Origin of the sequence: Mycobacterium sp. GA-2829, assembly GCF_001499965.1 — a bacterium.
GTDB lineage: Bacteria > Actinomycetota > Actinomycetes > Mycobacteriales > Mycobacteriaceae > Mycobacterium.
In genome coordinates this window covers 1-21,653 of the sequence record NZ_LQIT01000035.1, presented here as the reverse complement: position 1 = coordinate 21,653, position 21,653 = coordinate 1, and the positions used below count along the sequence as shown (strand labels likewise).

The 21,653-nt window shown below is 67.6% G+C and carries 26 protein-coding genes; 9 read left to right on the top strand and 17 right to left on the bottom strand.

The window, feature by feature from the left end:
- The first annotated feature begins 2 nt into the window (after positions 1–2).
- From AU194_RS20670 to AU194_RS20640, 7 genes are read left to right on the top strand one after another with little or no spacing between them, the layout of a single operon-like run.
- Positions 3–1,655 (top strand): OB-fold domain-containing protein, encoded by a 1,653-nt coding sequence (locus AU194_RS20670; RefSeq protein ID WP_059091134.1) that lies wholly within the window; start codon positions 3–5, stop codon positions 1,653–1,655.
- Positions 1,652–2,533: an alpha/beta hydrolase gene (locus tag AU194_RS20665; protein WP_059091133.1), complete on the top strand. Its 882-nt coding sequence runs from the start codon at positions 1,652–1,654 to the stop codon at positions 2,531–2,533. The genes AU194_RS20670 and AU194_RS20665 overlap by 4 nt, the downstream gene beginning before the upstream one ends.
- A complete protein-coding gene (locus AU194_RS20660) occupies positions 2,534–3,352 on the top strand; it encodes an NAD(P)-dependent oxidoreductase (protein WP_059091132.1) in 819 nt (272 codons plus the stop codon).
- Positions 3,349–4,164, top strand: coding sequence for an NAD(P)-dependent oxidoreductase (locus AU194_RS20655; RefSeq protein WP_059091131.1), 816 nt, complete (start codon positions 3,349–3,351; stop codon positions 4,162–4,164). Before AU194_RS20660 ends, AU194_RS20655 begins: the two co-directional genes overlap by 4 nt.
- 60 nt (positions 4,165–4,224) lie before the next feature.
- Positions 4,225–5,427, top strand: coding sequence for a cytochrome P450 (locus AU194_RS20650; RefSeq protein WP_059091130.1), 1,203 nt, complete (start codon positions 4,225–4,227; stop codon positions 5,425–5,427).
- Positions 5,424–5,624, top strand: a complete 201-nt coding sequence (locus tag AU194_RS20645; protein ID WP_059091129.1) for a ferredoxin — start codon at positions 5,424–5,426, stop codon at positions 5,622–5,624. The genes AU194_RS20650 and AU194_RS20645 overlap by 4 nt, the downstream gene beginning before the upstream one ends.
- 28 nt (positions 5,625–5,652) lie before the next feature.
- Positions 5,653–6,870, top strand: coding sequence for a cytochrome P450 (locus AU194_RS20640; RefSeq protein WP_059091128.1), 1,218 nt, complete (start codon positions 5,653–5,655; stop codon positions 6,868–6,870).
- Positions 6,871–6,931: 61 nt separating this feature from the next.
- Here AU194_RS20640 and AU194_RS20635 read toward each other — a convergent pair whose 3' ends face one another.
- The 6 genes from AU194_RS20635 to AU194_RS20610 are packed head-to-tail and all read right to left on the bottom strand — an operon-like array spanning position 6,932 to position 11,939.
- Positions 6,932–7,534 carry a carboxymuconolactone decarboxylase family protein gene (locus tag AU194_RS20635; protein ID WP_059091127.1) on the bottom strand — a complete coding sequence of 201 codons (603 nt, stop codon included), beginning with the start codon at positions 7,532–7,534 and terminating at the stop codon, positions 6,932–6,934.
- Positions 7,531–8,286: an SDR family NAD(P)-dependent oxidoreductase gene (locus AU194_RS20630; RefSeq protein WP_059091126.1), complete on the bottom strand. Its 756-nt coding sequence runs from the start codon at positions 8,284–8,286 to the stop codon at positions 7,531–7,533. The genes AU194_RS20635 and AU194_RS20630 overlap by 4 nt, the downstream gene beginning before the upstream one ends.
- 14 nt (positions 8,287–8,300) lie before the next feature.
- The gene (locus tag AU194_RS20625) at positions 8,301–9,581 is read right to left on the bottom strand and encodes a cytochrome P450 (RefSeq protein ID WP_059091125.1); all 1,281 of its coding nucleotides are present in this window, start codon (positions 9,579–9,581) and stop codon (positions 8,301–8,303) included.
- Entirely contained in the window at positions 9,578–10,042 is a 465-nt protein-coding gene (locus AU194_RS20620; protein WP_059091124.1) for a hypothetical protein, read from the bottom strand. The genes AU194_RS20625 and AU194_RS20620 overlap by 4 nt, the downstream gene beginning before the upstream one ends.
- On the bottom strand, positions 10,039–10,563 hold the full coding sequence (locus tag AU194_RS20615) for a hypothetical protein (RefSeq protein ID WP_059091123.1): 525 nt from the start codon (positions 10,561–10,563) through the stop codon (positions 10,039–10,041). Before AU194_RS20615 ends, AU194_RS20620 begins: the two co-directional genes overlap by 4 nt.
- On the bottom strand, positions 10,560–11,939 hold the full coding sequence (locus tag AU194_RS20610) for an SRPBCC family protein (protein ID WP_059091122.1): 1,380 nt from the start codon (positions 11,937–11,939) through the stop codon (positions 10,560–10,562). The genes AU194_RS20615 and AU194_RS20610 overlap by 4 nt, the downstream gene beginning before the upstream one ends.
- Positions 11,940–12,137: 198 nt before the next feature.
- Here AU194_RS20610 and AU194_RS20605 point away from each other — a divergent pair, with 198 nt between their 5' ends.
- Positions 12,138–12,599: a hypothetical protein gene (locus tag AU194_RS20605; RefSeq protein WP_059091121.1), complete on the top strand. Its 462-nt coding sequence runs from the start codon at positions 12,138–12,140 to the stop codon at positions 12,597–12,599.
- A gap of 41 nt (positions 12,600–12,640) precedes the next feature.
- Positions 12,641–13,240 carry a TetR/AcrR family transcriptional regulator gene (locus AU194_RS20600; RefSeq protein ID WP_059091179.1) on the top strand — a complete coding sequence of 200 codons (600 nt, stop codon included), beginning with the start codon at positions 12,641–12,643 and terminating at the stop codon, positions 13,238–13,240.
- 144 nt (positions 13,241–13,384) lie between these two features.
- Here the strand turns inward: AU194_RS20600 and AU194_RS20595 are convergent, their stop codons facing one another.
- The 11 genes from AU194_RS20595 to AU194_RS20545 form a co-directional block, all read right to left on the bottom strand.
- Positions 13,385–13,672 carry a DUF1330 domain-containing protein gene (locus tag AU194_RS20595; protein ID WP_059091120.1) on the bottom strand — a complete coding sequence of 96 codons (288 nt, stop codon included), beginning with the start codon at positions 13,670–13,672 and terminating at the stop codon, positions 13,385–13,387.
- A 17-nt stretch (positions 13,673–13,689) separates the two neighbouring features.
- Positions 13,690–13,881, bottom strand: coding sequence for a ferredoxin (locus tag AU194_RS20590; protein WP_059091119.1), 192 nt, complete (start codon positions 13,879–13,881; stop codon positions 13,690–13,692).
- Positions 13,878–15,164 (bottom strand): cytochrome P450, encoded by a 1,287-nt coding sequence (locus AU194_RS20585; protein WP_059091118.1) that lies wholly within the window; start codon positions 15,162–15,164, stop codon positions 13,878–13,880. Before AU194_RS20585 ends, AU194_RS20590 begins: the two co-directional genes overlap by 4 nt.
- Before the next feature lie 96 nt (positions 15,165–15,260).
- Positions 15,261–16,103 (bottom strand): TauD/TfdA family dioxygenase, encoded by an 843-nt coding sequence (locus AU194_RS20580; RefSeq protein ID WP_059091117.1) that lies wholly within the window; start codon positions 16,101–16,103, stop codon positions 15,261–15,263.
- 19 nt (positions 16,104–16,122) lie between these two features.
- Positions 16,123–16,452 (bottom strand): hypothetical protein, encoded by a 330-nt coding sequence (locus tag AU194_RS20575; RefSeq protein WP_059091178.1) that lies wholly within the window; start codon positions 16,450–16,452, stop codon positions 16,123–16,125.
- Positions 16,453–16,454: 2 nt separating this feature from the next.
- Positions 16,455–17,726: an aromatic ring-hydroxylating dioxygenase subunit alpha gene (locus tag AU194_RS20570; protein WP_059091116.1), complete on the bottom strand. Its 1,272-nt coding sequence runs from the start codon at positions 17,724–17,726 to the stop codon at positions 16,455–16,457.
- 27 nt (positions 17,727–17,753) lie between these two features.
- Positions 17,754–18,497 carry an SDR family NAD(P)-dependent oxidoreductase gene (locus tag AU194_RS20565; RefSeq protein ID WP_059091115.1) on the bottom strand — a complete coding sequence of 248 codons (744 nt, stop codon included), beginning with the start codon at positions 18,495–18,497 and terminating at the stop codon, positions 17,754–17,756.
- 13 nt (positions 18,498–18,510) lie between these two features.
- On the bottom strand, positions 18,511–19,521 hold the full coding sequence (locus AU194_RS20560) for a ferredoxin--NADP reductase (RefSeq protein WP_059091177.1): 1,011 nt from the start codon (positions 19,519–19,521) through the stop codon (positions 18,511–18,513).
- Between the two features lie 88 nt (positions 19,522–19,609).
- A complete protein-coding gene (locus tag AU194_RS20555) occupies positions 19,610–20,080 on the bottom strand; it encodes a MarR family winged helix-turn-helix transcriptional regulator (RefSeq protein WP_059091114.1) in 471 nt (156 codons plus the stop codon).
- Positions 20,077–21,333 carry an amidohydrolase family protein gene (locus AU194_RS20550; protein ID WP_231743508.1) on the bottom strand — a complete coding sequence of 419 codons (1,257 nt, stop codon included), beginning with the start codon at positions 21,331–21,333 and terminating at the stop codon, positions 20,077–20,079. Before AU194_RS20550 ends, AU194_RS20555 begins: the two co-directional genes overlap by 4 nt.
- The coding region (locus tag AU194_RS20545) for a hypothetical protein (protein WP_157576336.1) at positions 21,330–21,653 on the bottom strand (324 nt) is incomplete at its 5' end. The genes AU194_RS20545 and AU194_RS20550, both read right to left, overlap by 4 nt.

Below are 21,653 nucleotides of genomic sequence, written 5' to 3'. Positions count from 1 at the left end.
GCGTGACGGACATCCCGGGCCGGCCGCTGCCACAGGTCACCGCGCAGAACGAGTTCTTCTGGACCGCGGGCGCCGACGGTGAACTGCGCCTGCAGGAGTGCCAGGACTGCCAGGCGCTGATCCACCCGCCGCAGCCGATCTGCCGGTACTGCCGCAGCCAGAAACTCGGGGTGCGCACCGTCTCCGGCCGCGGCACGCTGGCGGGTTTCACCGTCAACCACCGTTTCGGCTTCCCCGACCTGCCGCCGCCGTACGTCGTGGCGCAGGTGGCGATCGAGGAGGATTCGCGGGTCCGGCTCACCACCAACATCGTGGAGGCGGAACCGGATTCGCTCGAACTCGGACAACCCGTCGAGGTGGTGTTCGAGCAGGTGGCCGACGTGTGGCTGCCCCTGTTCCGGCCGGTGGCGGGCGAACCGGGTGAGCTGCCCGCCGACGAGACAGCACCCGAACGGTTCGGTGACCACGTACGGCCGATGCTGCGCGCCGAGAAGTTCGAGGAGCACTCGGCGATCACCGGGATCGGCGCGTCGCGGCTGGGCCGCAGGCTGATGGTGCCGCCGCTGTCGCTGACCATCGAGGCGTGCGAGGCCGCCGTCGCCGACGCGGGCCTGACGTTCGACGACATCGACGGCCTCTCGACGTACCCGAGCCTCGACGTCGCGGGGATGGGCGAGGGCGGTGTGACGGCGCTCGAGGGCGCCCTCGGACTGCATCCGACGTGGATCAACGGCGGGATGGACACCTTCGGCCCCGGCGGTTCGGTGATCGCGGCGATGATGGCGGTCGCCACCGGGATGGCGCGTCACGTGCTGTGCTTCCGCACGCTGTGGGAGGCCACCTTCGGGCAGCTGCTCAAGGAGGGCAGGATGGCCCCGCCCGGCGGCGGCCGCACCACCAGCTGGCAGATGCCGTTCGGCGCGACGTCGGCGGCCCACACGCTGGCGCTCAACGCGCAGCGGCACTTCCACCGCTACGGCACCACCCGCGAGACGCTCGGCTGGATCGCGCTCAACCAGCGGGCCAACGCCGCGCTCAACCCGACCGCGATCTACCGCGAGCCGATGTCGATGGAGGACTACCTGACCGCGCGGCCCATCACCACGCCGTTCGGGCTCTACGACTGCGACGTACCGTGCGACGGCGCCGTCGCGGTCGTGGTCTCCGCCGTCGACGCCGCCAGGGACATGCCGAAGAAGCCGGTGTACATCGAGGCCGTCGGCACCCAGATCCTCGAGCGCACCGACTGGGACCAGACCACACTGACCCACGAACCCCAGGTGCTGGGCCAGAGCGCCCACCTGTGGACCCGAACCTCCCTGCGGCCCAGCGATGTCGACGTCGCCGAACTCTACGACGGGTTCACGTTCAACTGTCTGTCGTGGATCGAGGCGCTGGGGTTCTGCGGGATCGGTGAGGCGAAGGACTTCCTCGACGGCGGCCACAACATCGCCCGCGACGGGGTGCTGCCGCTCAACACCCACGGCGGCCAGCTCTCCCACGGTCGCACCCACGGGATGGGCCTGATGCACGAGGCGGTCAGTCAGTTGCGCGGGGAGGCCGGTGAACGCCAGGTGGCCGACGCCCGCGTCGCGGTCGTCAGCAGCGGCGGGCTCACCCCGAGCGGTGTGCTGCTGCTCAGGAGTGACGCATGACCGCGCCGCGCCCGCGGGTGGTGATGGTCGACGGCATCCCGATGTCCGGCCTGATGGCCGAGGCGGAACAGCCCCGCGCGGTGATCGTCGCACTGCACGGCGGGGCCAGCACCGCAGCGTATTTCGACTGCCCCGGCCATCCGCGGCTGTCGCTGCTGCGTCTGGGCGCCCAGCTCGGGTTCACGGTGATCGCGCTGGACCGGCCCGGCTACGGCAGCTCCGCCCCGTATCCCGACGCGCTGGAACGACCGGAGCAGCGTGTCGCGCTGGCCTACGGGGCGGTCGACGCGATGCTCGGCGAACGCGACCGCGGCGCCGGTCTTTTCGTGATCGCACATTCCAACGGCTGCGAACTGGCCCTGCGGATGGCCGCCGACTCGCGGGGTGCGGAGCTGCTCGGCGTGGAGCTCGCGGGCACCGGACTGCGCTACCAGGCCGAAGCCTCGGAAGTTCTGCGCGAGGCCGGGCCGGCGCGGCGCCCACCCGGGTTGCGGCAGCTGCTGTGGGAACCCGCCGAGCTGTATCCCGCCGAAGTGCTCACCGGTATCACGAACTCCTCGACGGGCGCACCGTACGAGGCCGCGATGGTGCGGGACTGGCCCGCGCGGGACTTCCCGGCGGTGGCCGCGCACGTGCGGGTGCCGGTGCGGTTCAGCCACGCCGAGCACGAACGGGTCTGGTGCTCCGACGCCGAGGCGCTCGCGCAGATCGCGGACATGTTCACCGCCGCACCCCGTTTCGTCACCGCGGAGCAGACCGCGGCCGGGCACAACCTCAGCCTCGGCGTGACCGCCGCGGCCTATCACCTCAAGGTGCTGTCGTTCGTCGAAGAGTGCGTCGTCTCCCGCGGCGCGGAGCAGAGAGTGGAGGTGGGTTAGATGCGCGTGGGATTCATCGGCCTCGGCAGTCAGGGCGGCCCGATGGCGCGGCGGATCGTCGAGGGCGGGTATGAGCTGACCCTGTGGGCGCGGCGCGCCGCGAGCCTGGAACCGTACGCCGACACCGCCGCCAAGACCGCGGGCAGCCCCGCCGAACTGGCCGCCGCCAGCGACCTGGTGTGCCTGTGCGTGGTCGGCGACGACGACGTCCGCGAGGTGCTCTACGGGGACACCGGCGTGCTGGCCGGACTGGCGCCCGGTTCGCTGATCGCCATCCACAGCACCGTGCACCCCGACACCTGCAGGGAGATCGCCGAAAAGGCCGCCGCACAGGGGGTCTCGGTGATCGACGCCCCGGTCAGCGGCGGTGGCCCCGCGGTCGAACAGGGCAACCTGCTCGTGATGGTCGGTGGTGAGGAGGCCGACGCCGAGCGGGCGCGGCCGGTGTTCGCGACGTACGCCGATCCGATCGTGCACCTCGGACCACTGGGCAGCGGTCAGGTCACCAAAATCCTCAACAATCTGCTGTTCACCGCGAACCTCGGAAGTGCGCTGAGCACACTGGAACTCGGCGAATCGCTCGGTATCCCCCGGGTCCGGCTGGCCGAGGTGCTCAACGGCGGTTCGGCCACCAGCAAGGCGCTGGGCAGCATCAGCATGTTCGGCGGCACCGTCGAGGGGCTCGCTCCGATCGCCGGGGCGCTACTGCAGAAGGACGTCCGGCACGCCGCGAGCATCGCCGCCACCGCGTCGGCGCCCGAGGGTTCGGTGTTCACCGCGGCCGACACGGCCCTGGAGTCGATGGACCATCCGCGGTGAGCCGGATCGGTTTCGTCGGCGCGGGCCGGATGGGCGCACCGATGGTGCGCCGCCTCGTCGGCGCCGGCCACACCGTCACCGCGCTGGGCCGCACCCAGGAGAAACGCGACGCGGCAGCCGAACTGGGCGCCCGCGCGGCGGGCACGGCGGCCGATGTGGCGGCCGGGGCCGACGTGGTGATGGTGTGCGTGTTCACCGACGATCAGGTGCGCGCGGTGTGCCTCGACGACGGGCTGCTCGCGGCCATGGCGCCGGGCACCGCGCTGGTGCTGCACACCACCGGCAGCCCCGACACGGCCCGCGAACTGGCCGCCCGCGGCCGTGACCGAGGGATCGAGGTCGTCGACGCGCCGGTCAGCGGGGGGCCGCACGACATCGCGGCAGGTGCGGTCACGCTGTTCGTCGGCGGATCCGACGACACCGTCGCGCGGGTGCGCCCGGCGCTGGCCGCCTACGGCGATCCGATCCTCCACGTCGGCCCGCTCGGTGCAGGTCAGAGCGTCAAATTGGTGAACAACACCGTGTTCGCCGCCCAGATCGGACTGTTGCGCGAGGCGGTGCGCCTCGGCGGTGCGCTGGGCGTCGCCGAACCCGAACTCCTGGAAGCGCTCACCCACGGCAGCTCGTCGAGCCGAGTGCTGAACATGGTCGCCGGACGCGGCTCGGTGACCGCGTTCCTCGACATGGCGGGCGCGTTCGTCGGCAAGGACGTCGACGTGGTGCGCGCGATCGCCGCACAGGCCGGGACCGACCTCGGTCTGCTCAACGACGTGATCGGCGAACTCACGCCTTCCGGAGCCGAAAACTGTTAGCTTTACAGTAAATATGCCTTACGTAACGCTTCCGGCCAGCCCGCCGCGAAGGAGGAGCCCATGACCAAGCCGCAGCTGAAATTCGATCCGGTGTCGCAGGAGTACTTCGACAATCCGTACGAGATCTACCGGCGGATGCGCGACGAGGCTCCGATCTACTACGACGAGGAGCAGGATTTCTACGCGCTGACCCGGCACGAGGACGTGGCCGCCGCGCTCAAGGACTACGAGGCGTTCTCGTCGTCGCGCGGCTGCGATCTGACCATGGTGCGCTCCGAAGAGGGTCCGCAGAAGTCGATCATCTTCATGGACCCGCCGGAGCACCGGCACATGCGCAGCCTGCTCAACAAGGCGTTCACCCCGCGGGCGATCCAGTCCCAGCGGGATACGATCACCGAACTCGTCGCGCATTACCTGTCGAAGGTCGACCCTGACCACTTCGACGTCGTACAGGATTTCTCCGGCCCGTTCCCCGTCGAGGTCATCACCCGCATGGCCGGGGTGCCCGAGGAGTTCCGCCAGCAGGTCCGCACCTGGATCGACGCCAGCCTCGAACGCAAACCCGGTCAGGTCGAGTTCTCCGAGGAGAACATGCAGGCCAACATCGACTCCGGGATGTACTACTACGGGCTGGTCCAGGAACGCAGGCAGAACCCGCAGGACGACATGATCAGCCGGCTGATCGCCGCGGAGCTCCCCGGCGAGGACGGGCAGATGCGCAAGCTCGATGATCTGGAGATCACGGGCTTCACCACGCTGCTCGGTGGCGCGGGCGCCGAGACGGTGACCAAACTCGTCGGCAGCGCGGTGGTGGAGTTCGCCCGCCACCCCGAGCAGTGGCAGCTGCTGCTCGACGACCGCAGCCTGATCCCCGCCGCCGTGGAGGAACTGCTGCGCTACGTCGGCCCGGTGCAGTACAACGTCCGCTACACGCTCAAGGACGCCGAGCTGCCCAACGGCACGGTGCCCAAGCACAAACCGGTGTTCCTGATGAAGGCCGCCGCGAACCGGGACCCCCGCGCCTTCGACGACGCCGAGACGTTCGACATCACCCGCGACCGCACCCAGGCGCAGAACCTCGGCCTTGGCTACGGCATCCACAGCTGCCTGGGTGCGGCGCTGGCCCGCATGGAGACCGCGATCGCGCTGGAACACCTGCTCGACTTCATGCCGCGCTACGAGGTCGACTTCGACGGCCTCGAGCGGGTGCACATGCAGAACGTCGCGGGGTACCACCATGTGCCGGTGCGGGTGCTGCGATGACGAAAAAGATCGAGGTCGACTTCGGGTTGTGTGAGAGCAACGGGGTGTGCATGGGCATCATCCCCGAGGTGTTCGACCTGGACGACGAGGACTACCTGCACGTGTTGACCGACGAGGTCACCCCGGAGAACGAAGAGCAGGTCAGAGAAGCGGTGCGCCAATGCCCGCGACAAGCCATATCCATCCGCGACGAGTGACCCGCGCCGCGGCCGAACGGGAGAGTGAATGACCCGCCCCACCACCAGTTCCGACGTTGTCTTCGACCCGTTCTCCGAGGAGTACTTCAACGAGCCCTGGGAGATCTACCGGCGCATGCGCGAAGAGGCGCCGGTGTACTACAACGAGGAACTGGACTTCTACGCACTCTCCCGGCACGCCGACGTGGCGGCCGCGTTCAAGGACTACCAGACGTTCTCGTCGGCGTACGGTCTCGACCTGTCGATGGTGAAGACCGGGGAACCAGCGCCGTTCAAGATGATCATCCTGATGGATCCGCCGGAGCACCGGCAGATGCGCAGCCTGGTCAACAAGGTGTTCACCCCGCGCCAGATCGCGAAACTCCAGCCGATGGTCGAGGAGACCATCGATTCGTGCTTCCGCGCCGCCGACCCGGAGCACTTCGACGTCGTGCAGGAGTTCGCCGCGTTCTTCCCGGTGGAGGTCATCACCCGGATGCTCGGCGTCCCGGAGGATCGCCGCCAGCAGGTGCGCCAGTGGGTGGACACCTCGCTGCACCGCGAACCCGGCCAGGAGGAGATGTCCCCGGAGGGGATGCAGGCCATCGCCGAGGCCATGGGTCTGTACTTCGAGCTGATCGCGCAGCGGCGGGAGAACCCCCAGGACGATATGTTCACCGCGTTGGTGCAGGCCGAGATCGAGCGTGAGGACGGGCGTATGGAGCGCCTCGACGACCTCGAGATCGCCGGTTTCGCAACGCTTCTGGGTGGTGCGGGCGCCGAAACCGTGACGAAGCTGATCGGCAACGCCGCGGTCACGTTCGCGCGTTTCCCGGATCAGTGGCAGAAGCTGCTCGACGACCGCAGCAAGATCCCCGCCGCGGTCGAGGAGCTGTTGCGCTACGAGGCGCCGGCGCAGTACAACGTGCGGCGGTCGATGAAGGACGTGACGATCCACGGGGTCACGATCCCGGCGGGCAAACCCGTGTTCCTGCTGGGCGGTTCGGCCAACCGCGATCCGGAGGCGTTCACCGATGCCGACAAGTTCGACATCGAGCGCGACCGCACCGAGGCACAGAACCTCGGCTTCGGATACGGGGTGCACAGCTGCCTCGGCGCCGCGCTGGCCCGCATGGAGAGCGCGATCGCCCTCGAGCGGCTGCTGGACTTCATGCCCCGCTACGAGGTGCTGTGGGATGAGTGCCGCCGGGTGGCCATGCAGAACGTCGCGGGCTGGTCCCACGTCCCGGTGCGCGTGCTCAAGTGACATCCGCGAGCAGACACAGATTCGCGTGAATTGCGGGCAATTCACGCGAATCTGTGTCTGCTCAGTCGGGTAGCGGTGCGCTGCCCTCCGGCGGGGCCAGCCGCCAGGTGTCGAAGGCCATCGCCAACATGGCGTAGGTCCCGACGACGAAGATGAGCTCCATCGCCTGGTGTGTGCCGAGTTCGCCGGTGAGGCGGTGCCAGGTCGCGGCGTCGGCGTGACCGTGGGTCAGCAGTTCGTCGGTCGCCTCGAGAATCAACCGGTCGACGCCGGAGAACCCCTCGTTGCCTTCGGCGAGGCGGGCGATGTCGTCGGCGGGCACCCCGGCCTCGGTGGCCACCCTGCTGTGCTCACCCCAGAAGAACGCAGACCGGCGGAGGCGTGCCACCCGCAGGATCGCCAATTCGCGGAACCGTACGGGTAATTCGCCGCGCTGCAGCAGCCAGCCGTTGAAGCCGAGGAACCGTCGGGTCATGTCCGGGTGACGGGCCAGCAGGCCGATGATGTCGAAGTTGAGCGGGTCCGCGGCATGTCCGGAACCGGCCCGCGGGACCTTCTCGGCGGGTAGGCCCATCAGCGCACCGTAGGCCGCGTACTCCCTGTCGCCCCATTCGTCGGCACGCAGCGGCGTCAGCAGCGGTTCGTCGGTGTGCGTTTCGTTCACGTGCGGCGACCTCCATTGACCCCGATGATCTGCCCTGTCACATAGGAGGATTCGTCCTGGCACAGGAAGATGGCAGCGTTGGCGATGTCCTCCGGTCGCCCCGCCCGGCGCACCGGGGTGATCTTGGCGAAGTGGTCCAGTGACGCGGTGAACCTGCCTTCCTCGATCGCCTTCTCGAGCATCGGGGTGACCACCATGCCCGGTGGGATCGTGTTGACCGTGATCCCTTTGGGCCCCAATTCCAGTGCCAGTGCCTTGGTGAAGCCGATGACGCCGGCCTTCGAGCTGACATAGGCCGCCATCCGGGATTGACCACCCTGCGCGCTCGACGAGGAGATGTTGACGATGCGCCCCCACGCCGCGTCGACCATGTCGGGCAGCACCTCCTGGGTGCAGATGAACGGCCCGCGCAGGTTGACCGCCATCACCCGGTCCCACTGCTCGTCGGTGATCTCGGCGAACTTGCCGAACTGCTCGATTCCGGCGTTGTTGACCAGGATGAGCACGGGACCGAGGTCCGCGCGGACCTGCTCGACGGCGGCCCGGACCTGTCTGCGGTCGGAGACGTCGACCGTGTACCCGTTGACGGTGCCGCCCTCATCGCGTAGTCGGGCGACCTCGGCGGCGATCCGGTCGCCCGCCAGGTCGAAGATGGCGACCCTGGTGCCGCGGGCGGCGAGCGCTTCGGCGATGGCCAGGCCCAGGCCTTGGGCGCCGCCTGTCACGATGGCGGTGGTGTTTTCGAAAGGCATTGGCGGGTGGGTCCTTACGAGAACTCGATGTGCAGGCGGGTGAGCCCCCGCAGGATGAACGTCGGTAGGTACCGGTATCGCCTGTCGCCGGCGGGACCGTGCTTGTCCTCGTCGATGCGGATGTCGGAGGTGCGGTCCAGAAGCCGGTTGATGCTGACCTTGGTCTCGGCGCGGGCGAGCGGGGCCCCGGGACAGCTGTGCGGTCCGCGGCCGAAGGCGATGTGCTGTCGCGCATTCGACCGGTGGAGGTCGAAGGTGTCGGGATCGGTGAATCTGCGTGGGTCCCGGTTGGCCGCGGCGTTGTTCAGCATCACCGTTGTGCCCGCCGGTAGGTCGACACCACCGACGCTGACGGGCACCTTCGACAGCCGGAAATCGCCACGGATCGGGCTCTCGACCCGCAGCGCCTCCTCGATGAAACCGGGGATGAGGCCGCGATCGGCGCGCAACTTCGCCTGTAGCGCAGCGTCTTCGGCGATCATCATCACCGCGGTGCTGAGCAGCCGAACCGTCGTCTCCTGCCCCGCCGCGAACAGATTGGCGGCCACACACACGACGTCTTCCACAGGTGGCGTCCGGCCGTCCGGGAACAGCGCCGACGCGAGGCCCGTCAGCACGTCGTCGCGGGGGTGCTCGCGGCGATCGGTGATGTAGTCGGTGAACTTGCCGTAGAGATACTCCAGCGGCGAGTGATGCATCGCGTCACCGCTGCTGCTGCCGATGGTGCCGGTGGAGGTGAGCAGTTGATCCTTGAAGTCGGCGTGGTCGGACTCCGGCACTCCGAGGAGATCGGCGATGACGAGCATCGCGAACGGATTGCCGTAGTCGCCGACGAATTCGCAACGTCCGCCGGCGAGTGCCTCGTCGTATTGACGGTCGGCCAGCCGCCACATGAACTCCTCGTTCTCCTTGAGGCGTTTGGGCGTGATCATCCGCGACAGCAGCGCCCGGTGATCGGTGTGGAGCGGCGGATCCAGGGTCGGCAGCTGGTCGTTGAACGGCAGCTGGTCGCGGTGCTGGGCGATCAGGTCGGAGACGTCGTCACCCTCCAGCGGAACCGGGAATCCCGGGAACGGTCCGGTCACCGAGGTGCACGACGAGAAGCGCGCGCTGTCGTTGTAAACGGCGACGGCCTCTTCGTAGCCGGTGATCATCACGACGTCGTGATGAGGTTCGCGGCGGACCGGGCATTCGTTGCGCACGGCCGCCAGGTATTCGTACGGGTCGTGCAGGACGGTGTTGTCGGTGAAGAAGTCGACGACGTCGATGTCGACGGAGGTTTGCTGCTCCGTCACTCAGCGCCTCCGGCACCCTGGAAGTCGGGCAGCGCGGCCGGATCCGGAAGCTGCATCTGGAGGTAGACGGCGATGCGGCGGACCTTGTCGTCGGAGTTGAATTCGTAGACCGACACGGTGTTCACCACGCTGTTGAAATCACCGATCCGACTACGTTCCTCGAGCTCGAGGAACACCAGATCAGGTGTCTCGGTGATGCGCTGGAACGAACAGTCCCAGTCCGAGGACTTCGCCCAGTTGGTGAGGAATTCAGCGTACTCGGCCCAGTTCATCACCTCCTTGAACGGCCCGATGCGGACAAAGTCGTCGACGGCGACGAGTTCGGCGAGCGGCGCCCAACTCTCGATGGTGAAGCCGGGTTGCTTTGCGCTGTCGACCAACTGCTTCGTGACCCGGCTGTACTCGAGTACGGCACGCGACCGGCCCGTCGCGCCGGCGAGGACGTCGTTGATCGCGGTCACACCGTCACCCCGGCGGCGGCAAGTGTGCGTTCGAGAGCCTCGACGTACTCGCCGGTGCCGTTGAACGGTCCGTGCACACCGATCGCGACGTCGAGGAACGCGTTGTACTCGTCATTGACGTGGGTCTCCCACCGGGTGATCTCACAGTCGTCGTTCGTCTCGATGAAGCTGTAGGAGTAGAAACCCATCTTCGCCCCGTCGGTGGTGTGCCCTTCCCACCGCGTTTTCATCACGACGCCGTTGTCGGCGGCCCAATAGCTGAAGCTCGCCGGCTTCCAGTCCGGGAACTTCAGCGAGTACGCCTTGGCCTCCATCGTGGAGGCCTTGGCGGTGTCGGTGGGAAACTCGCTGAGTTTGAACACCTGGTCGCCGGTGAAGTACGGCGATACATACACCCCGTCCGCCGCGAATTTCCAGGCGTCGGCGAAGGCTTCGCCGTCCTGCACGCCCTGGCGCAGATAGGCGTCGCGATACGCCTCGGCCATCCGGACGTGGTGGGCGATGCGTTCTTCGAGGTTCAACGTGTCCTACTTTCGGGTTGGGTGTCGGCCATGTAGCGGTCCACCACCGAGTGGTAGTGGGCGATGACGACTTCTTCCTTCACCAGCGACATGTGTTCGAGCCGGTCGTTGCGCAGACCCTTCTGCTGGCGCGGCATCTGCTCGTAATCCTGTTGCAGTGCTTCGAAATACTTGTGGCTACCCGGGGCGTCCACGACGATCGCCTCGGCCCGCACGGCGTCGCGGAATTCCTCGGGCACGTACATGTAGCTGGCCACATGCCAGATGCACCGATTCGGATCGCCGTCGGGGTGCGGCCGCGACATGATGACGTGGCACTCACCGGCACGGACGGTCATGAAGTAGTTGGGGAACAGCACCCACCCCTGGTTGTCGACCATCTGGTCGTCGGTCAGCGCACTGACGTCCAGACCCATCCCGGTCAGCACCTCGCGGGTGGCCTGCTGCAACAGCGCGCGGGGGGTGACACCGTCGGGGAAGGTCGCCTTTCCGTCCTCGTCTTGATACGGCGCCAGGAGCTCCTGGAACCGCGGGATCACTGCAACGGTGCCGGGGAACGTCTCCGGCAGTGCCAGCATCCCCTCGACCTGCTCCTGTGCGCTTGCGCCGGCCACCTCGAACGGTGCCATTGCGACGCTGTGGGTTTCGAAGAACCGGTACCGGGCGGTCTTGGGATTGATGTGCAGCACCTGCAGCAGCTGGGGATGGATGCCATTGATGTGGTAGCCCTCTTCGAAGGCGTCCATGACGACCTTCCAGTTGCACTCGATGGCCTCGGTGACGTCCATGACGGTGGTGAACTGGTCGATGTTGTACGGCTCGAGCAGCGTCACCACGTCCTCACCGAGGTACTCCCGCAGCGGTTGAGCTTCGGGATCCGGGTTGAGGAAGATGAAGCCGGCGAAGGTGTCCACCGATACCTTCAGCAGCGAGTTCTCGGTCTTGTCGATGGGGCCGGCGAGGTTCTCGCGCAGCAGTCCCTTCAGCCTGCCGTCCAGGTCGTAGGACCAGAGGTGGTACTGGCAGAGGAAGCCGCGCTTGGCGTTACCGGTCTCGGTGACACACAGCGCGTTGCCGCGGTGCCTGCACGCGTTGACGAAACCCCGCAGCACCCCGTCCTTCCCGCGGACGATGATGAAGGACTGGTCGAGGATGTCGTACTTCTTCCAGTCGCCGGGCTTCGGCAGGTCCTCGACACGGCCGGCGATCTGCCACGTCCGCTTCCAGATCGCATCCCGTTCGCGCGCCGCATACTCCGGGCAGGTGTAGCGGTCGGTTCCGATGGTCGTGTTGAACGTCCCCGGTGCGACGTCATCGAGGCCGAGACCCAGCCCGGAAGCCGGATCGAGCCAATCACCGGGGCGTGTTGCTGGCATCAAGGGAGTCCTCCTCTGATCGACGTCGACCACAACGCGAGGGTGTTCGCCGGACGAGGGCCGGTCCGGTTCTGCGCCGCTCGCTGTGATGGGGCGCACCGTGGTGCGTTTTTGTGATCGTCCTCACTCTATACACCGACGTATCACCGATACAAGCGTGTATAAACGTGGTGGACATCACAGCCGGAAGGATCCACGATGGGCTATCGCATCGACGTCGTCACCGAGAGCGTCCCCGAGGCCATTCGCCACGTCGGCGGCTTCATATTCGACCGCGGCCGCGCCGGATGGCGGGTCGTCGTCGTCACCGACGATGTCGCTCATCGGCGCGCACTGACCATCCTGGGCGCTGTGATCGAGTCGCCGGGACTTGGAGACGGCGTCGGCACGACGGACCCCCACGTTCGCATCTCCGCCTCCGTCGTCGGCGGGGGAACGGCGCAGGAAGATCCGGCGCAGCACCTGCTCTGGGGTCGGCCCGCGCCCGAAGCCACGGGCCGCCTCCACCCGGTGCGGCACCACCTCAGCGCTGCGGCGCGGACCTTCAAGGCACAGGCGCTCTACTGCACCGGCCTCACCGCGACCGTCGAACCGTGGGAGTCCTTCTGGGCCGACGAGCCCACGGGCGTCAGCATGCACCTGTCCGGCAGCGTCCGTTGAGCCGGCTCACGATCACCGACAGCGGTGGGAGGATGAGCCCCGTGGCTGAACGTTGGACCAAAGAACGCCGTATCGAGCACACCCGCCAGATCCTGTTGGACGCGGCTGAGGAAGTGTTTGCGCGCAAGGGTCTGACCGGCGCGGCGCTCGAGGAGATCGCCGACGCGGCGGGCTTCACCCGCGGTGCCATCTACTCGCAGTTCGGCGCCAAGGAGAAGCTGTTCCTCGCGGTCGTCGACCGTCAACGACAGCGGTTCCTCGACGGTTTCGCAGAGGTGATGATGTCGTTTCACAACCTCGATGACGTGAACCTCGACGAACTCGCGCAGCGGTGGCGCCAGCTCAGCAGCGGAACCGACCGGGCGGCCCTGGGGTACGAGCTGACGTTGTATCTCCTGCGCAATCCCGACGCACGCGAACGCGTGACCGCTCAACGCCTCGAGACCATCCGCGCGCTCGGCGAGTTCATCAGCCGCAACGTCGCCCGCATCGGCGGCACGCTCACGATGGAACCCGAGACACTCGCCCGGATCGTGTTGGCGGCCAACGACGGGATCACCCTCGAGAGTCACCTCGACGGGGAAGACCTCTACCGCCCGTATCTCGAACTAGTGATGTCCAGCGTCCGCACCGGGGCGTAGCCGAGATCGACAAAATGGCGGAACCACCCGCACTTTAGCGCCCGAATGTTCATCTCGGTCCGTCGACCCGTAGCCGCGAGCAGACACAGATTCGCGTGCCGCGGGCGCGGATCACGCGAATCTGTGTCTGCTCGCGCAGTACAACTAGCCCAGGCCGTGCAGGATGACGCCCTTGCAGTCGGCGGCGGCCTGGCGCAGCTTCAGCGCCTCCTGGTAGGCGTCGGAGTAGTACCACTCCTTGGCGGCCTCTTCGGATTCGAATTCGATCAGCACCGTCTGGGTGCCGTGCCACTCCCCTTCGATCACCTCGGGTTTGGCGTCGAACGACAGTAGCGTCGAGCCCGCCATCGTCTGCGCGGCGAGTTTGCCGTACTCCGCCATACCGGCCGGATCCTTGACGTCCTCGGTGATGAGGATGTAGGCCTTGGGCACTCTGGTCTCCTTGCTGCTCAGTCGATTTCGACGATGGCTTGTTCGGGGCAGTTCGTGATGGCGTCGCGGGCGGCGCTCTCGAGGTCGGCAGGGACCTCCTCCGGATCCGCGACTGCCCAGCCGTCGTCGGTCATCTCGAAGACGTCGGGGCACAGGGTCAGGCACATGCCGTGCCCCGCGCAGCGGTCCTCGTCGACGCGCACCTTCACGACTTGCCCTCCGCCACATCGAATTCCAGGTGCAGCTCGGTGAGACCACGAAGGATGTAGGTCGGGATGTAGGTGTAGTTCCGGTTGCCGGCGGGGCCGTGGTGCGCCTCGCTGATGCGGATGTCGGTGGTGCGGTCGAGCAGCCGCTCGAGCCCGACGCGGGTCTCGGCGCGGGCCAGCGGAGCCCCGGGGCAGCTGTGGATGCCCCGGCCGAACGCGAGGTGCTGGCGGGCGTTCTTGCGCTGCGGATCGAAGGTGTCGGGGTCGGTGAAACGGCGCGGATCCCGGTTGGCCGCACCGTTGATCACCATGACCGTGCAGCCGGCGCCGAGCGGTTCGTCACCGATCGTGGTGGGCACCCGCGACAACCGGAAGTCGCCCTTGACGGGGCTCTCGATCCGCAGGCACTCCTCGATGAAGTTCGGCAGCAGGCTGCGGTCCTCGCGCAGTGCCCGCTGAATGTCCGGCCGGTCCCCCATCACCTTCAGCGCGGTGGACAGCAACCGCACGGTGGTTTCCTGGCCCGCCGAGAACACGTTGGTCGCCACCCGCACGACGTCGCCCACCTCGGGCATGGTGCCGTCGGGGAAAGTCGCGGTCGCCAGCCCGGTCAACACGTCGTCGCGCGGTTCGCGCCGCCGGTCCTCGACGTACTCGGCGAACACGTCGTAGAGGTACTCCAGCGGCGTCTTGGTCAGCGACTTCTCCGCGCTGCCCAGCGCACCGCCGTGGGTCCCCTTGGCGAGGCGTTCGAGCAGCTCCGGCCGGTCCTCGTCCGGCACCCCGAGCAGATCAGCGATCACCCGCAGCGTGAACGGCGCCGCGAAACCCTTGATGAACTCGCCTTCGCCGGGCCCGAGGAACTCGTCGAGGATGTCGTCGGCCAGCTGCCACATCGCGTCCTCGTTCTCCTTGAGGCGCTTGGGCGTGATCAGCCGCATCAACAGGGCGCGGTGGTTGGTGTGCGTCGGCGGGTCCAGGGTCGGCAGCTGGTCGCTGAACGGGATCTCGTCGCGGTGTTCCTTGATCAGCTCCGTGACGTCGTCACCCTCGAGCTTGATGGGGAATCCCGGGAAGGGTCCGGTCACCGAGATGCACGACGAGAACGTCTCCGCGTCGTTGTAGACGTCGACCGCTTCCTGCCAGCCCGTCACCATGGTGACGCCGTAGTGGTTCTCCTTGGTGACCGGGCACTTGTCACGCAGCGCCGCGTAGAACGTGTACGGGTCGTCGGTGAGCCGGCTGTCCCGGAAGAAGTCGACTGCGGTGAGGTCCTCCGCCATTCGGTGCTCCATTCGATCCCAGAAGCGAGAACGTGATTCTCATCTTTGCGTATCAGGTTTTCATACCGGCGGTGCGGCGTCAACGAGAGGACGTCGTCACTGGATCGGTTCGTCGCCGAGCACGGTGGTGCGCAACATCTCCCGCGGTGAGTTCTCCGGGTACGGCGCCGCCCGGTGCAGCACGCCGCGGTTGTCCCAGATGACCGTGTCGCCGACCGACCAGGTGTGGCTGTAGGCCAGCTCGGGGCGGGTGGCGCGGTCGAGCAGGTCGGCCAGCAGCGCCCGCCCCTCGTCCCGGTCCATCCCGACCACGTAGTCGGCGGACGCGCCGAGCACGAGCGATCGGCGGCCACTGCGGTGCGTCCACACCAGGGGGTGTTCGTGGGTGGGCCGAGACCGCCAGCGCGCCAACAACTCCGGTGCCGGGTCGGGGGTGACACGACGCTGGGAGGCCTCGAGGGAATGCACCACCCGCAGCGATCCCAGGCGCTGTTTCTCGTCCTCGTCGAGGTGGTCGTAGGCGGCATACGAGCTGGCGAACTCGGTCTCCCCGCCGCTTTCGGCAACCTGCCGCGCGGAGAGCACCGTCGCCATCTGCGGATACTCGTCCCCGGTGGGGGTGCAGCCGTCGATGTGCCAGTCGAACGTCGCGCGCAGGTAGGCCGCCGACGAGTTCTTCGACTTGTCCAGGGTGACGGGATAGATGCCCGCGACGGGATGGTGTCCGTCCGAGGAGTGGTCGACCTCGCCGAGGCGGCGGCAGAACGCGACCTGCGCCGGCGGGTCGAGGTGCAGACCCGGGAACACCAGCACCCCGTTGTCCTCGAGTGCGTCGAGGACCGCCGCGGCGAGAGTGTCGTCGGCCAGCGCTTCGGGGTGCAGTCCGGTCACCTCCGCGCCCACCGAGGCGGTGAGCTTGTTGATGGTCAGCACAGTCATGGTCGTCCCGTCCTGGTCGTCACGGCACCGGCGCGCTGACGCGGTGCATCTCCGCATCGGCGGAGTCGGTCGGTTTCTGGGTTCCGAAGATCTCGACGGCCATCGAGACCATGATCATCGAGTAGATGAGGTGCAGCAGGTTCAGCGCATCGTCGGGCACGTCGTCGAGCGGGAACTTGTCGCAGTAGTCGATCGCCTCCTCGAAGCGGGGTGCGAACGCGTCGTAGAACTCCCGGATCTCGGGCATCGGGGTGGCCAGCCGGGCCGCCCACCGCTCGGCTTCGGTTGGCAGGCACCATTTCTCGGCGAACGGCTCGAACTCGGCGAACGCACTGGGCAGACACGTCATCGTCACACCCCCACCGGAGCGCGCTCGGCCTTGTACTCCTCGACCCACTTGACCGCCTCGTGGTGCAGATGGCGGACCAGGATCTCCTGATCGGACAGCGGGTAGTCGTCGACGATCGGCTCGTCCAGCCCGTACTCCAGCGCCGCCTGGGTGCCGCCGAGCATTCCGGCGTCCTGCAGTGCGAACTCCTTGAGCACCACCGACGCGACCTCGTGTTCGATGCGCTCGCGCACGGTGCGCGCCGGGTGGAAGGCGTTGTAGGCCTCGAACTTATGGGTGTTGTGCGACGTGGGCCAGTACCGGTAGAGCAGATACCAGCCGTGGTAGATGAGGATCTCCAGGTTCGGGAAGATCTGGAAGTTGGTGATCCCCCACGGTTCGATGCCCCCGGGGTTCAGGCCTGCCGACTGGTGTGTCTCGGGTGTGCGCCACGGCCCCACGAGTCCGCTGCGGGTGACCCGCTCCACGGGATACATGAACTCGGGGTCCAGCAGCCAGCGTCGGGTGCCCGCCGTGGACACCAGGCGGTGCGGCCCGTCGATCTGGAAGTGGCCGCATTCGAACGTCTGATTGGGTTGGCGCACCGCGCTGGGTACCTGCTGGGAGTGCAGCGACGGAACGTGGTAGTACTCCTGGAAGGCGTCGGCGAAGATCTTCCAGTTGCTGTTGTTGTGCGCCTCGAATTCGTAACGCTCGGTCATCAATTCGAACGGGTAGTCGTCGAGTGCGGTGATCATCGGGCCGAGGAACTCCCGCAGGCTCCACCGCGGTTCGCGGTCGAAGTTGATGAAGATGAACCCGTTCCACACGTCGCAGTGCACCGGGGCGAGCCCCAGCTTCTCGGTGTCGAGGTCGAAGAACTCCGCGGGCTGCTGCACGAACTTCAGCGCGCCGTCCAGTCCGTACCGCCAGCCGTGGTACTTGCAGGTGAACTGTCGGCAGGTGCCCTTGACCTCCTCACCCGGGAAGTCGTTCCACACCAACTTGTTCCCGCGGTGCCTGCAGATGTTGTAGAAAGCGCGGATCTGCTCGTCGCGGCCCTTGACCACGATCACCGAGACTCTGGCGGCGTCGATCTGCTTGGTCAGGTAGCTGCCCACGCGCGGCAACTCCTCGACCCTGCCGACGTTGAGCCAGGCCCGCTTGAACACCGCCTCGCGCTCGAGTTCGTAGAACTCCGGTGAGACGGAGTCCCGGAACGACACCGGGCCGGTCCCCAGCGCGGGATAGTGTTCCGTCCAGCTGCCCTCCTGCGGTTTAGGCCAGCGCCCCATGTGAACCTCCCTGTTCTGGTGACGTGCTCACATCACCGACCCGCCGTTGACGCCGAGGGTCTGGCCCGTGATGAAGCCGGCCTCCTCGGAACACAAGAATCCGACCGCGGCCGCGATGTCGTCGCCGGTGCCGAGGTGGCCCACCGGGATGCTCGCGGCCATCTGTTCGTTGGGCGGCAGGTGTCCGGCGGCCTGCGACTGGTGCTGCATCGGCGTCTCGATGCCCGACGGCGGGACGTTGTTGACCGTGATGCCGGAGGTGCCGTATTCCCTTGCCAGCGAACGGGTCAGCGACAGCAGTGCCCCCTTCGACGCGGCGTAGTGCGCCATCCCGGGCGATCCGCGCTGGGCGCTCGACGAGGAGATCATCACGATGCGGCCCCAGCCCGCATCGAGCATGTCCGGTATTGCGGCCTGGCAGCAGTGGAAGGTGCCGGTCAGATTGACGTCGACGAGGCGCTGCCAGGCCTGCGGGGTGATCTCGAGGAACGGCGCGAAGTCCACCAGACCCGCACTGGTGACCAGGATGTGGACCGGGCCGAGTTCGGTGCGGACCTTGGCGAACGCCTCGTCCACGGCGGCGCGGTCACCCACGTCGGCGGCCACGCCGAGCGCGGCGACGCCCTGGGCGCGCAGTTCCTCGGCGACCCGTTGTGCCGCATCGCCGTTGAGGTCGAGCACCGCGACGCGGTGGCCCCGGCGTCCCAGTTCGTGACAGGTCGCCTCCCCCATCCCGGAAGCGCCCCCGGTCACCACCGCGACTCTCGACATCGGCTGGCTTCTCCTACTCGTAGACCACGTGCACGGTGCGGCTGGTGGGCAGCGACTGACACGTCAGCACCCACCCCTCGGCGACCTCGTCGTCGTCGAGGGCGTCGTTGTTGAGCATCCGGGCGCTGCCGGACACCACCCGCGCCATACACGTTCCGCAAGAACCGGTTTCGCAGGACGACGGGGCGCGCAGCCCGGCGGTGCGGGCCGTCTGCAGCAGGGTGTTGCCCGCCCGGTAGGCCGCGGTGGTGGTTTTGCGGTCGAGTTCGATGACGACTTCCTCGGTCGTCTCCGGCATGTCGACGGCAGCGACCGGCGTCACCTGGAACCGCTCGAGGTGCACGCGGTGGCGGGGTGCGCCCGCAACGGTCAGCGCCGCCTCGACCGTGTCCATGAACGCGGCCGGGCCGCAGATGTAGTAGTCCGGATCGGCCGCGCCCGCGGCGAACGTTGCGACGGAACCGGCGGTGACCACACCACCGGCGTCGTCGAAATGGTGTGTGACGGTAAGCCGGTCGGCGAACTGCTCGGCCAGACCGGCCAACGCGTCGGCGAAGATCACCGAATCTCGGGTGCGGTTGGCGTAGAACAGGCGCACCCGCCGCGCGGAGGTGGCCAGCGCCGTGCGGATCAACGACATGATCGGCGTGATGCCGCTGCCGCCGGCGAAGGCGACGATCTCACCGCCGTTGTCGCGCAGCAGGAACCGGCCGTCCGGTGGCGCCGCGTGCAGTTCCACGCCCGCACACGCGGTGTCGTTGAGCCAGTTCGAGACCAGACCGCCGGGATCGCGTTTGACGGTGATCCGGAGTTCCTCCTCGACCGGCGCCGACGACATGGAGTAGCAGCGGCGCAACTCCTGCCCGTCCACGGTCACCTTCAAGGTCAGGAACTGACCGGCCTCATACCGGAACCGGCCGGAGCAGTCCCCCGGGACGTCGAGCACCAGCGACACCGCATCGGCGGTCTCGCGCACCACCCGCTTGATGCGCAACGGCGAGAAGCCGGTAGCTGGTTCGGACATCGCGCTCACAGTATCAAGTACTTGTCATTGGTTTCAAGGGGTCGAACGCGTTGATCCGCAGCCACATCGGTTTCGGCAACCGCTGAGCTCAGTCCCCCACGTGGTCCTCGGCCAGAGTGTGGCCGGTGCCCTTCACGACCACCCGGGCCAGCAGGTCGCGCAGCGTCTGCTGTTCCTCTGCAGTGAGCACGCCGAACACCGCCTCGTGGGCGGCGATCGCGTCGCTGACGACCGCGGTCGCCACCCGGCGCCCCTCGGCGGTGAGGTAGGCCTTGAGGATGCGCGCGTGCTGCGGGTCGGGTCTGCGCTCGACGAATCCGCGCTCCTCGAGCGCCTTGACCGCCAGCTGCACCCCCTGCGGGGTGATCAGCAACCGACGCGCGAGTTCGGCGCCGGAGAGGCCGGGTTCGTTCGACAACTGCCGCAGCACACCGATCTGCGCGGTGCTCACCCCGTGCTCGCTGACCGCCTCGTTCACCGTCGTCAACGAGAAGTACCACGCCTGCTTGAGCAGCCAGAGGATGTTGTCGGTGAGCTCGGGCTCCTGCCGTGGGGTCATACTCCGACGCTAGCCTCTGCGCGTTTGTGAATGACGCCGTCCTTCATCACGAATCGCACGTCGAGGGTGGTCGCGATGTCGGCCGACGGGTCCCCCGGCACGGCGATGATGTCGGCGAGGTAGCCGGGCGCCAGCCTGCCGAGTTCGTCGTCGGCCTCGATGAGTTCGGCCGACGTGATCGTCGCCGCCCGCAGCGCCTGCATCGGCGTCATGCCGCGCGCGACGAGCGCGCACAGTTCCTTGGCGTTGTGCCCATGCGGGACGGCGGGGGCGTCGGTCCCGCAGGCGATCCGCACGCCCGCGGCGATCGCCTTCGGCAGCATGGCTTGGGCCTGCGGGAACACCACCTCGGCCTTGCGTCGCAGTTCGGGGGCGATGCGGTCGACGGCCATCGCCTCGGTGAGGTAGGTGGTCGACACCAGGAACGTGCCGTGGTCGACCATCATCGCGATGGTGTCGTCGCTGGCGAGGAAGCCGTGTTCGATGCAGTCGATCCCGGCCCGGATGCAGGCGCGGATCGCGCTGTCCCCCACGGCGTGCGCGGCGACCCGTACCCCGGCCCGATGCGCCTCGTCGGCGATCGCGGCGAACTCGTCATCCGAATACTGTTGCGCCCCAGGGGCGGTGCTGTGCGACATCACCCCGCCGGAAGCCGACACCTTGATCAGTTTGGCGCCGTGGCGGATCTGGTAGCGCACGCAGGCCCGCACGTCGTCGACGCCGTTGGCGATACCCTCGGCCACCGACAGCGGCATGATCCCCGGCGCCAGGCGCTGGAACACCGTCGGATCCAGGTGCCCGCCGTACGGGGTGACCGCGTGACCGGCCGGATAGATACGCGGCCCCGCGTGCCACCCCTGCTCGATCGCGCGCTGCAGTGCGACGTCGAGCAGGTAGCCGCCGGTCTTGACCATCAGCCCGAGATTGCGGACGGTGGTGAAACCGGCGTCGAGTGTGGTGCGGGCGTTGACCGCACCGCGCAGCGTGCGATAGGCGGGGTCGTCCTGCACGCCGTGCATGGGACTGGGCAACCCCTCGGGGCCGCCGGGGCCCCCGATGAGCAGGTTGAGTTCCATGTCCATCAGGCCGGGCAGCAGGGTCACGTCACCCAGTTCCACGTCTTCGTCCGAAACCGGCGGCGCCGCAGCGGGATCCACCGACACGATCCGGTTGCCCTCGACCACCACGACGGCGGGCCCGCGCACCACGCCGGCCTCGACGTCGGCCCAGCGTGCCGCGCGCAGGACCGTCACGGGAAGGGCTCGACGTCGCAGTCCAAGCTGGTCGCCCCCGAGTCGGGCACCTTCGGCTGCTTCCAGCATTCGACCGGGAACGACACCTGGATCATCGAGTACAGCAGGTGCATGAGGTTCAGCACGTCCTCGGGCATGTCGTCGAGGGGGAACTTGTCGCAGAACGCGATCGCCTCCTCGGCGCGTGCGGTGATCGCGTCGTAGAAGGCCTGCATCTGGGGCATCGAGCTGCTCAGGCGTTTGGCGTAGCGTTCCGGCTCGCTCCCCAGACACCAGTCGGAGAACTGTTCGAGGTCGGCGAATTCGGGCGGCAGCTTGGG

Coding starts and splice junctions, on each gene's coding strand:
- AU194_RS20665 (WP_059091133.1), top strand. CDS start 1,652: ATGACCGCGCCGCGCCCGCGGGTGGTGATGGTCGACGGCATCCCGATG.
- AU194_RS20660 (WP_059091132.1), top strand. CDS start 2,534: ATGCGCGTGGGATTCATCGGCCTCGGCAGTCAGGGCGGCCCGATGGCG.
- AU194_RS20650 (WP_059091130.1), top strand. CDS start 4,225: ATGACCAAGCCGCAGCTGAAATTCGATCCGGTGTCGCAGGAGTACTTC.
- AU194_RS20645 (WP_059091129.1), top strand. CDS start 5,424: ATGACGAAAAAGATCGAGGTCGACTTCGGGTTGTGTGAGAGCAACGGG.
- AU194_RS20640 (WP_059091128.1), top strand. CDS start 5,653: ATGACCCGCCCCACCACCAGTTCCGACGTTGTCTTCGACCCGTTCTCC.
- AU194_RS20630 (WP_059091126.1), bottom strand. CDS start 8,286: ATGCCTTTCGAAAACACCACCGCCATCGTGACAGGCGGCGCCCAAGGC.
- AU194_RS20610 (WP_059091122.1), bottom strand. CDS start 11,939: ATGCCAGCAACACGCCCCGGTGATTGGCTCGATCCGGCTTCCGGGCTG.
- AU194_RS20605 (WP_059091121.1), top strand. CDS start 12,138: ATGGGCTATCGCATCGACGTCGTCACCGAGAGCGTCCCCGAGGCCATT.
- AU194_RS20585 (WP_059091118.1), bottom strand. CDS start 15,164: ATGGCGGAGGACCTCACCGCAGTCGACTTCTTCCGGGACAGCCGGCTC.
- AU194_RS20580 (WP_059091117.1), bottom strand. CDS start 16,103: ATGACTGTGCTGACCATCAACAAGCTCACCGCCTCGGTGGGCGCGGAG.
- AU194_RS20575 (WP_059091178.1), bottom strand. CDS start 16,452: ATGACGTGTCTGCCCAGTGCGTTCGCCGAGTTCGAGCCGTTCGCCGAG.
- AU194_RS20570 (WP_059091116.1), bottom strand. CDS start 17,726: ATGGGGCGCTGGCCTAAACCGCAGGAGGGCAGCTGGACGGAACACTAT.
- AU194_RS20565 (WP_059091115.1), bottom strand. CDS start 18,497: ATGTCGAGAGTCGCGGTGGTGACCGGGGGCGCTTCCGGGATGGGGGAG.
- AU194_RS20560 (WP_059091177.1), bottom strand. CDS start 19,521: ATGTCCGAACCAGCTACCGGCTTCTCGCCGTTGCGCATCAAGCGGGTG.
- AU194_RS20555 (WP_059091114.1), bottom strand. CDS start 20,080: ATGACCCCACGGCAGGAGCCCGAGCTCACCGACAACATCCTCTGGCTG.